Source organism: Paraglaciecola sp. L3A3 (assembly GCF_009796765.1).
Taxonomy (GTDB): Bacteria; Pseudomonadota; Gammaproteobacteria; order Enterobacterales; family Alteromonadaceae; genus Paraglaciecola.
This window is the reverse complement of the sequence record NZ_CP047023.1, coordinates 711849-722500: the sequence shown is the minus strand read 5'-3', so window position 1 is coordinate 722500 and position 10652 is coordinate 711849. Positions and strand designations below refer to the sequence as shown.

General features: G+C 40.2%; 4 protein-coding genes, 1 tRNA gene and 1 rRNA gene (1 of these 6 only partly in view). All 6 read right to left on the bottom strand.

All coding sequences use genetic code 11. From position 1 onward, the window contains the following. Positions 1–1516, bottom strand: a 16S ribosomal RNA gene (locus tag GQR87_RS03000) (it extends 17 nt beyond the left edge of the window). A gap of 875 nt (positions 1517–2391) precedes the next feature. Continuing rightward, a tRNA-Leu gene (locus GQR87_RS02995) sits at positions 2392–2476 on the bottom strand. Between the two features lie 123 nt (positions 2477–2599). Further along, on the bottom strand, positions 2600–3538 hold the full coding sequence (locus tag GQR87_RS02990) for a sugar kinase (protein ID WP_158966419.1): 939 nt from the start codon (positions 3536–3538) through the stop codon (positions 2600–2602). Positions 3539–3616: 78 nt separating this feature from the next. Then, positions 3617–4915 (bottom strand): MFS transporter, encoded by a 1299-nt coding sequence (locus tag GQR87_RS02985; protein ID WP_158966417.1) that lies wholly within the window; start codon positions 4913–4915, stop codon positions 3617–3619. A 127-nt stretch (positions 4916–5042) separates the two neighbouring features. Beyond that, positions 5043–7322: a polysaccharide lyase 6 family protein gene (locus GQR87_RS02980; protein ID WP_158966415.1), complete on the bottom strand. Its 2280-nt coding sequence runs from the start codon at positions 7320–7322 to the stop codon at positions 5043–5045. Positions 7323–7452: 130 nt separating this feature from the next. Further along, positions 7453–10557, bottom strand: coding sequence for a TonB-dependent receptor (locus tag GQR87_RS02975; RefSeq protein ID WP_158966413.1), 3105 nt, complete (start codon positions 10555–10557; stop codon positions 7453–7455). Positions 10558–10652 lie beyond the last annotated feature (95 nt).

Below are 10652 nucleotides of genomic sequence, written 5' to 3'. Positions count from 1 at the left end.
CCCAGGTTCCCCTAGGGTTACCTTGTTACGACTTCACCCCAGTCATGAATCACAAAGTGGTAACCGTCCTCCCGAAGGTTAGACTAGCTACTTCTTTTGCAACCCACTCCCATGGTGTGACGGGCGGTGTGTACAAGGCCCGGGAACGTATTCACCGCAACATTCTGATTTGCGATTACTAGCGATTCCGACTTCATGGAGTCGAGTTGCAGACTCCAATCCGGACTACGACGAGCTTTAAGGGATCCGCTTACCCTCGCAGGTTCGCTTCCCTCTGTACTCGCCATTGTAGCACGTGTGTAGCCCTACTCGTAAGGGCCATGATGACTTGACGTCGTCCCCACCTTCCTCCGGTTTGTCACCGGCAGTCTCCTTAGAGTGCCCAACTTAAGGCTGGCAACTAAGGACAAGGGTTGCGCTCGTTGCGGGACTTAACCCAACATCTCACGACACGAGCTGACGACAGCCATGCAGCACCTGTATCAGAGTTCCCGAAGGCACTAAAGCATCTCTGCTAAATTCTCTGTATGTCAAGAGTAGGTAAGGTTCTTCGCGTTGCATCGAATTAAACCACATGCTCCACCGCTTGTGCGGGCCCCCGTCAATTCATTTGAGTTTTAACCTTGCGGCCGTACTCCCCAGGCGGTCTACTTATCGCGTTAGCTACGCTACTCACGGATTAAATCCACAAACAGCTAGTAGACAGCGTTTACGGTGTGGACTACCAGGGTATCTAATCCTGTTCGCTACCCACACTTTCGCACATGAGCGTCAGTCTTTGGCCAGGGAGTCGCCTTCGCCACTGATGTTCCTCCAGATATCTACGCATTTCACCGCTACACCTGGAATTCCACTCCCCTCTCCAAGACTCTAGTCTGCCAGTTCTAAATGCTATTCCCAGGTTGAGCCCGGGGCTTTCACATCTAGCTTAACAAACCGCCTGCGTGCGCTTTACGCCCAGTAATTCCGATTAACGCTCGGACCCTCCGTATTACCGCGGCTGCTGGCACGGAGTTAGCCGGTCCTTCTTCTGTTGCTAACGTCACAGCTTACGGGTATTAACCGCAAACCTTTCCTCACAACTGAAAGTGCTTTACAACCCGAAGGCCTTCTTCACACACGCGGCATGGCTGCATCAGGGTTTCCCCCATTGTGCAATATTCCCCACTGCTGCCTCCCGTAGGAGTCTGGACCGTGTCTCAGTTCCAGTGTGGCTGATCTTCCTCTCAGAACAGCTAGAGATCGTCGCCTTGGTGAGCCTTTACCACACCAACTAGCTAATCTCGCTTAGGCTACTCTTTGCGCGGGAGCCGAAGCCCCCTTTGGTCCGTAGACATTATGCGGTATTAGCTATCGTTTCCAATAGTTATCCCCCACACAAAGGCATATTCCTAAGTATTACTCACCCGTCCGCCACTCGACATCATCTAGCAAGCTAGACATGTTTCCGTTCGACTTGCATGTGTTAGGCCTGCCGCCAGCGTTCAATCTGAGCCATGATCAAACTCTTCAATTAAATATTTTTGAAAATATGAATTTTTTTTGGTGAACGCTCACTTCGTGAGTGTCCACACAGATTGTCTTGTTATTAATTGTTAAAGAACATTGCTACCTCAGTAGCCACTTCCGAAGAAGTCTCGCTTTAGATACTGTCCGAAGACCCTCTTAAGCGGGAGGCGTATAATACGCGCTTCCTATTCGATGTCAACAAGTTATTTTAATTTATTTCAAACTAACCAACTCGCTGCACCCCGCTAACCACAACACTCTTAGAGCATCACAATGACAAAACTTATACTAAATAAATCCTGTCTCGGTGAGTCGTTTTAACTGACCTCCCCGAAGCGAGAGGCGCATTATAGAGATAACCTCCCACCTTGCAACCCCTTTTTTGATCTTTTTGTTTGTTCGGTTATTAAATGAGCAAAAAGGCCCTTGTGAGCCTTTTTTAGTTGATAAAATATCCGTTTCGCTATTTCACTTCCATATGAGGGCAGCCATATAGCAAATAATATGCTTTCCCACCCTCTTTAAGTCAGAATAGGGCGACTCCTTTACATTAACTCTGTATAAACACTAGTTCCGTTATCAGTTGGAATATCTCCACTTAATATTTGGCAAGCATGACCTTTATAGTTAAAGAGATGTGAATAAATATCTGATGCTTTTTCTATCTGCCGTTATAGTAAGAATAATAATGTGGCTGGATATGATTAGTAGGAAAGCTAGATTCTTTTGCCGTGATTCACGCGCCTAGCTTTTCATCCAAGCATGATGAGATTGGGTGCCGATCATCAAGGATGTGTATATGACTACACTTCGTTTATCGCTCTTCCCAAACACCAGACATAAAAAAAGCCAACCTAAGTTGACTTTCCACTTCAAATAAAGTGGTACCGGTGGGCGGACTCGAACCGCCACGCATTGCTGCAACGGATTTTGAATCCGTCATGTCTACCAATTCCATCACACCGGCATTTTATTTGAAGGCTTAATCATCAAGCAATCTTCAAGAGGCAGGCATTATAGCGATCGATGCTTGGCTTGCAAGGTTTTTGTGTCAACTAAATGTTAGTTTGATTAATTTTCAAGCAGTTACCTAAAAATCTGCAAAAGCATACTGCATAAAATCTTTAAAAACTTGCCTAGGTGCAATTGCTCCAGAGTGTTGTATAACGCAAGAAGCGGCTGCCGACGCTAACTCGACTGCAAACTTAGCTTCATGTCCAGCTAACCTAGCGCCTAAATAAACACCATTAAATGAATCACCTGCGGAAGTTGTATCGACCACATTTTCTACTGGTTTAATAGTTACTTCATCTATATTACCATCTTGTAAAATATATAAAGATTTAGAGCCATTTTTGATGATCATTTCGTCTATTTGGTAAGGTTTACAAAACTCGACAATTTGCTTAACTGTTGTTAATCGATATAAATGTGTAAAGTCTTCAATACCCGGTAATAATACATCAGATAAAACAAACGCTTGTTCAAATTCGACCTTAGCTTCATCTTCACATCGCCACAACCTAGCTCGATAATTGGGGTCAAAAACTATCTTTACCCCAGCTTGTTTTAGTTGTTTCAGCATATCCCAAAATAAAGGTCTTTGCTCCGGCATAAGCACGGCTAAACTTATGCCAGAGAAAAAGAACATATCTGTTTTAAAGAGCTCATTTATTACTTGCTGTTTTACTGACCGCATGACTTGTCTAGCGGCTGAATTTTCACGCCAGTAGACAAAAGAACGTTCACCATACTCATCTGTTTGAACTAGATAAATCCCTGGTGCATGTTGACTGTCAGCAAATACAAATTGATTATTTAGACCTTCGGCCTTACAAGCATCTAGCATTTGTTGGCTAATACTGTCTTCACCGATAGCCGTCATGAAACTTACATCCATGTCAGCAAACAATCGCTTGAGGTATACCGCAGTATTAAACGCATCACCAGCAAATGAGTGACGCATAGCACCTGCATCACCTTGCCTAAGCTCAAGCATACATTCGCCAAATAAGACTATTTTTTTCATACTTGATACAAAACCTGTATTTTTTAATACGGGCGTCACCGCCCGTATATAAACATTAAGTTAAATAACAGCTAGTTATTACTTTTTACTTTTTAATGGCTCTACTTTTGGAATCAGGATCCAAACAGAAAGCATAGCGGTAACAGCTAAAGAGGCACCAATAACAAATGCTGGAGTATAGTTACCGTCGGCAGTTAGAATTGGCACTAGAGCAGTCAAACCTAGGGCACCGAGTTTAGCTGCCATCCCAGAAAAACCAGAAAGTGTCCCCACAGTCTTTTTACCGAGTAAATCACTAGGTAGAGTTTGCACATTACCAATAGTTGTTTGGAAACCAAATAAAATCACTGCCATTATTATTACAGCAGTTGTGGGTCCGCCAGGGTTAGCCATTGCGAGTAATGCCGGTAACATAATCAAACAACCCAAGGTAATAGTTAACTTACGCGTTTTATTTACAGTCCACCCAGCCTTTAAACGGTTTTGTGCAAGAAGACCACCAAACCACGCTCCAACCATAGCACCAACATATGGCACCCAACCGTAGATACCAATAGATTGAACATCCATTGCGTAAACTTCATTTAGGTAAATAGGGATCCAAAAAACAAATAACCACCAGATAGGATCAATCGCAGCAGAAGCAATAATGACACCCCAACTTTCTTTACGAGAAAGTAATTCAGCTGTCGATGGATTATATTCATCTTCTTCGCAGGTCACATTAAGGTCAGTACTTTTCTGACCGGTTAAAATATATTCACGTTCTTCTTCAGTGATCCAAGGGTGAGATTTAGGTGGGGCTTTAACCAAGATAATCCATGGGATTAACCATAACAAGCCAACTAAACCGATAACCACAAAGACCATTTGCCAGCTAAAAAAAACTGTCATATAAGCAATTAATGGAATGGCAATAATACCGCCAATGGCTGCCCCTGAGTTAAAAATACCTTGAGCTAAAGCACGCTCTTTGGTTGGAAACCAATCCGCATTACTCTTAGCTGCACCAGGCCAGTTACCTGCCTCTGCTACACCTAATACCGCACGGAAAATACTGAAAGTAAGTAGCCCCTGTGCAAATGCGTGCGCGGCAGTAGCCAAAGACCAAACACCAATAGACAGCACAAATCCCATACGAGTGCCTACCCAGTCAAATATTTTGCCAAATATAGCCTGACCAAAAGCGTAAGATAATATGAAAACCATTGAGATATTTGCATATATTTGTTTACGTTCTAATGCCGACTCATCTGGAAACAACTCTTCAACAATGTCTGGCCACAGCACACTAAGTGCTGAACGATCAATATAGTTAATCACTGTGGCTAGTGCGATTAATGCAATAACCCACCAACGTAAATTTTTCATTTTCATATTTTTATACTCTTGTTTACCTAGCATTATTGCTAGATCAAAAATTTTTTATTTAAGGACTAAATGTGGCTATTCACACCTTCGACCTTTTTTATAGGTTGTGTTTAGAAAATCATATAAATCATAGTTACAAGATACGATTATTTTTCAATTTAGCAGTATGTGGGCCTGACACTGTTAACTCTAAAATTTCAGGTGCTGGAGTTTTAGAAAAATCATTGTCAGTGATTTCGGTGATAGGTTCACCCACTGTGTGCTCAATTTTAATTGGTGCAGAATCAAAAAATTGATTCTCTGATAAATTAGTAACTTGTGTGCCATGTAAGTTAACTGCTGCATGGCTTTTATTACGTTTACCTTTACCTACATTATTTAGTCTATTTTTATGCATAATAACGTGAGGTCCAAAGGTACTTTCGTCTGTTCCACCACGATAAACTTTAACTACAGCCCCCTCAATGTTATTGAACACATTACCAGTCAAACGCACATACTCAGCATTATATATACCAAGGTCATCGGTCTCTTTATTCAATCTAAGAATATCGCCTGTTACATCAGTAAAGGTATTGCCGGTAAAATTAATGTGATCCGCAAAACTTCTAAACCCTGCATCAAACATATGAAATGAGTGGTTAACATTTAAGTTTTTAATTTCATTACCCGTTAACTCTAAACGATAGTTACGTTGCATAGGTAAGCGAGAAGTTCTAATTAGAGTATTACCCGCAGAATCAGGGGTTTGTTTTGCATCAATGATTAAATTGACTAGTTTTAAATTACCAAAGTCAGCAATATCAAATAAAGTAGAACGTTGCGGATAAAGAGTTGTTTGACCTTTATTCATGGCTTTAATAGTGATGGTTTTTGTTAATTTAACCACTTTACTAATATCATAATTGCCATCTGCAAGTATCAATACATCACCAGATTGAGCATTGTTTATTGCCTCAAAGAACGCACCTTCTGCACTTGGTACCTGAGTAGTTTTACCTGAATCAAATTCCACTTCAGGTTCTGACTTGGCATACCAACTCACACCTGCTTGGTCTTTACTAATTGGTTGAATATTTTTTGTCGCACCTTTATTAGCTAACGCTTCAGAGGTTGGATATAACAAGCCATTAGCGGCGCGCTTTAACTCAACAGGTTCAACACTAAAACCACTTTTGATGCTGGGCTTAGTGCCAGTAGGTAATACATTACCTGAAAACTGAATACCACTAATGTCATCAAAAATAGTAATACCATCGGTGTTTTTATTATTCACTATAAGGTTGTTGATTATTCTTGAGTTAATAGGTGCTGCAGAGCGCTCAACATCACTACCAGCGGCTAAATGAAAGTGATCAACATTAATCAAACTATTGTTTTCAATCAAAGCATTATCAACTTGATGGTAACGATTAATAGTAGAGTTTGGCACACCATTCATCACAGTAAAGCCGCTACCGAAACGGTAACCAGTTAAACCTTCCATATAATTGTTACGTACAATTTGATCGCGATTAATGACACGAATACCGCCTGTGTGGTCAACGCCATTCCCAAAAAACACATTACCCTCTACTACATTGCCATTACCATGACGTAACGTCAGTGTGCCTCTAGATTCAAAAAACACATTATTCAGAATGTTATTTTTTCCCGATTTATTAGAGATAATTTCAACTTCACCATTACAACGATCAAAATAATTGTTTTCAATAGTAGTAAAAGAGTCGGTTAATGAATAATGGCTTGTGCCGATACGTAATGTTTCACCACCATTCGACCCCAATATTGGGCGTGGGCCAAAATAGTTATGATCAATTCTGTGGTAATTTTGTTGACTTTCTTCAGTATTCAAACGTACAGCCATAGTCACGCCGCCATTACGCTTACCCACTAAGTTACTATGATCAAAACGGTTATGTTTTCCGTACATCACAACCCATTTGTCTTGTTCAAACTTTTCAGGATTACTGTAGTTATCGATAACGACTTCAGTCACACGGCTGTGATAAGCCAAGTCATCTTTGTTACGTCGAAATGAGATCACTTCACCTGTAGGTGTATAGCCATTTTTAAATACTAAACCAGAAACAATCAAATATTCTCCCGCTAAACGCAAGTTTGATTGGCCAGATAAGATAACTTTACCAGGGGTTTCGGCACGTAATGTAATTGGTGCATTTTTTGCTCCCTTACCCTTAAAGACAATTTCAAAATTTTGCCAAGTACCATTAGCCAATATGACACTGTCACCTGCTTTAATATTTTTTAAAACATTTGTATATTCTTTCGGGTTGTTAACTAAAAACTCTTTAGCAGCTGAAGTAGAGCTAGAGAAAGAACATCCGGCTAACAATATCATTATAAGAAAACTGGATAATGTTAGGTATTTTGCATATGAAGTAAGTTGCATATTTTCGCTCTTCTTAAAAATGACTGTAATACTAAAAATAAAAAGCTCTCTACAAGTGCGGTTATAGAGAGCTCTGTTTAGCTATCAATAAAGAGGACTAAATATCACTTGATATTTCGCCCAGGTATTATCAAAGCTTGTATTGGAACCCTGCGTATATGCGAGGTCCATATACATTGATTTCAGAAAAGTTATCAGGTGTTGGATTAAATTGCCTTTTTGGTTCATCAAACAAGTTAATCGCTTCAAGAGAAACTTTTAGATTTTTATTCAGCTTATAACTGACACGAGCTTCATATACACCCGTATCTCCTACATATCTCAAATTCTGAGGGGTAGAAACATACTGCTGAAAATATTCACTTCTGTATTTGTAAATCAATTGAGCATTAAAGTCGCCTTCCTGATAATAGAATTGACTAGAGATAACCGTATCTGAAAAACCGAATATTTCAGCGGGAGGCACAATACCCACTCGTCCAACTTCACTTCCCGTATCCGGGTCGATAATAGTTGATGATCCAAAGTTACCGTCTTCCACTTCAAAGTCTGAGTCGGCCCAGTTGTAACTTAACTTCACACCAAAATTACTTAGAAAACCAGGTAGGTAATTAAACGCATGAGTAGCCGTCATTTCGACACCATATATACTAGTGGTGTCTTCAGTGGTTTGCTGCGTGGTAACTATTGTTTCTAAATCCTCTCCTTCTACATTGAAAGTTTCAGTTACAGAAGTGTTCTCAAATCCCCCTTCGAAACTCTTGTAATAAACACCAAAAGCTAAAATAGTATCCTCATTTGGATACCACTCAATTGCTACATCACCATTCCAAGAAGTGAAAGGTTGAATATTTGGATTACCATTGGCTGTTGCAGTACCAATAGCTGCAGTTAATGATTCAGGATCACCACTATCATCAGACAAGCCATTAAATGTGCGGCCAAATCCCATATCCGAAGGAGAAGGTCTTGAAAGTGCTCGGTATACCGCACCTCTCAATAACACCTCATCAGTTAAATCAACCACTACATTAACACTAGGTAATAACTCGGTATAATTGCTGCCACCTGCAACTTCAAAGAATTCACCCGGAACACCATCTATTGATGTAACAATGTCATCAATTCCATCGCCATCAGAATCAGCATAGGTTGCGACTAATGGTGAGCGTAAGCCAATAGAAGATACATCTGTATTAACATACCTCAGTCCAAAATTACCTCTAACTCCATAATCACCTATAAGAGTGTCGAAGTCAGCTTGGATATAAACGGCCTTGGTTTTTTCTTCAACATCAACATTAGCCAAGGTTTGTTCAGCTTCTGGATAAACTGGAGTATCACCAATAACAGCAGAGGCCAAACAAAGTGGGTCGAAAGAGGCAAAAGCATTACCTGTCCCTTGCTCAATCACATTACCGTCAGAATCTACGTTGGTAATCAGTGGCTGACCACCTGTTACACTCGATAAAAACCCGCTTTCAGGAAAACTATCGTTCTGGCATCTAGCAATAGCTTCATACATGACATCATCATCGTTATTAGTAAATTCATCACGAGAACGTGGGGCACTGTCAAATTCCAAACTAGAAAAACGCACGCCACCTTTAATTTGACTAATAAAGTCACTATCAACTAAATATTGGAAATCTGTTCTAAAAGCTGAAATTGTATTATTGCGAAATTGGTTTAAATCTACTCGAGTACGCGCAGCGTCTGCAAAGTTATTAGGGTTTGTTACATCAAAATTTCTAACTTGCATAATAGGGATCAAAGAACCATTTTGACCAATCTCAATCGCAGTATTAATATATCCACTGTCAGAGGCTCCCTCCACTGGGTTACCTAAAATGTCGGTAGGTTCAGATTGTAAGCGAGTGTGGTACAAATTTTCACGACGTTCAGTTTTAGATACTGACAAATCACCAGTGATAGTTAATAAGTCGTTTATATTGTATTCAAAAGAAACACCGCCACCTTTATACTCTTCTAAACGTTCTATATAGGTACTTAACGTTTCAATGCGTTGATAATTTGTACCAGAAACTAATGATCCAGTGTCTGTAACAACTAAATCAACAGGAAACTGACCATCACGAACTACAGTTGGGTCATCCAGTCTTTTACTGTTGGCAAACACTAAATCATTACGAATTTCGGTAAAATCTCGATTTGAATATTCAGCATCGACGTTGAGTTCAAATTTTTCATTTGGACGCCATTGAATTGCACCAAAAATAGACTCTCTGTCATCATCAGTCGTATTTTGACGATATGAGTATGAACTAGGCGAAAAAACATAAGGCACAGCATTATCGATTGGCAAACCTGTTGCCGGATCAATATTGTAGTTTACTCCACCATCACCATTTGGGTTTGCATTAGAATCATCATCATCGCAATCGTCACCTGAGCTACTATAAATCCCATAGGCAGGGGTATTTGGGTCAATACGACAATCGGCAAACCCACTAGTTGAGCGAGCTTCTTGTTCTGGATTGGTTGATAGTCTTTTTTGACCACCAATTGAGAAACCTATTTCACCAAAATTTTCAGTTTCAAATTGATCAACATAACTAGCGGTCAGACGAGAGCCAATATTACGAGCACTGTTATCAATATCATTTTCAGCAGGGCTCCAACTACCTTTGGCTTGCACTTGAAAACGACGTTTACCATAATCTAACGGCTTTAAAGTGGACAATGAGATCTGCCCTGACACCCCACCTTCAATTAAACTCGCTTCTTGAGTTTTATATATTTCAATTTTATTAAATAATTCGGACGGAAATTGAGAAAAGTTAACTGAGCGGTCACCACTACCGTTAGCTGCTTCACGACCATTAAAGACTGTGCTACCTAAAAAAGGCCCTAAACCACGGATAGAAATTTCTGTGGCACCACCTTGCTCTCGGTGTGAAGATGCACCTGTAAGGTTTTCTAATGCCTCACCAATAGATAAGGCAGGTAAATCACCAATGTCATCAGCCGACATACCATCAACTATACTGGTAGACAATTTTTTAATACTAATTGAATCTTGCATTGTTTTACGAATGCCTTTGACCTGGATAACTTCCATGTCTTCATCAGCAGTTGAGGTATTAGGGGACTCTTGAGAAGTGGCAGGAAAAGCAAAAATAGATAAAACAGCGGTTGCACAAATACTTTTGGCGAGAACGTTAGTTCCACTGTTAGCGAGAAATGCGTGGCTAATCTTATTTAGTTTGATCATGTGTTATCTCGTATTCTGTTTTGATGGAGATAATGTAACCAATAGTGGAACAATATGTCAAATAATTATTAACCAATTTAACATTTTTATTATTA

Bases quoted from the DNA above. Each gene is read 5' to 3' on its own strand.
- GQR87_RS02990 (WP_158966419.1), bottom strand. From the start codon at position 3,538: ATGAAAAAAATAGTCTTATTTGGCGAATGTATGCTTGAGCTTAGGCAA.
- GQR87_RS02980 (WP_158966415.1), bottom strand. From the start codon at position 7,322: ATGCAACTTACTTCATATGCAAAATACCTAACATTATCCAGTTTTCTT.
- GQR87_RS02985 (WP_158966417.1), bottom strand. From the start codon at position 4,915: ATGAAAATGAAAAATTTACGTTGGTGGGTTATTGCATTAATCGCACTA.
- GQR87_RS02975 (WP_158966413.1), bottom strand. From the start codon at position 10,557: ATGATCAAACTAAATAAGATTAGCCACGCATTTCTCGCTAACAGTGGA.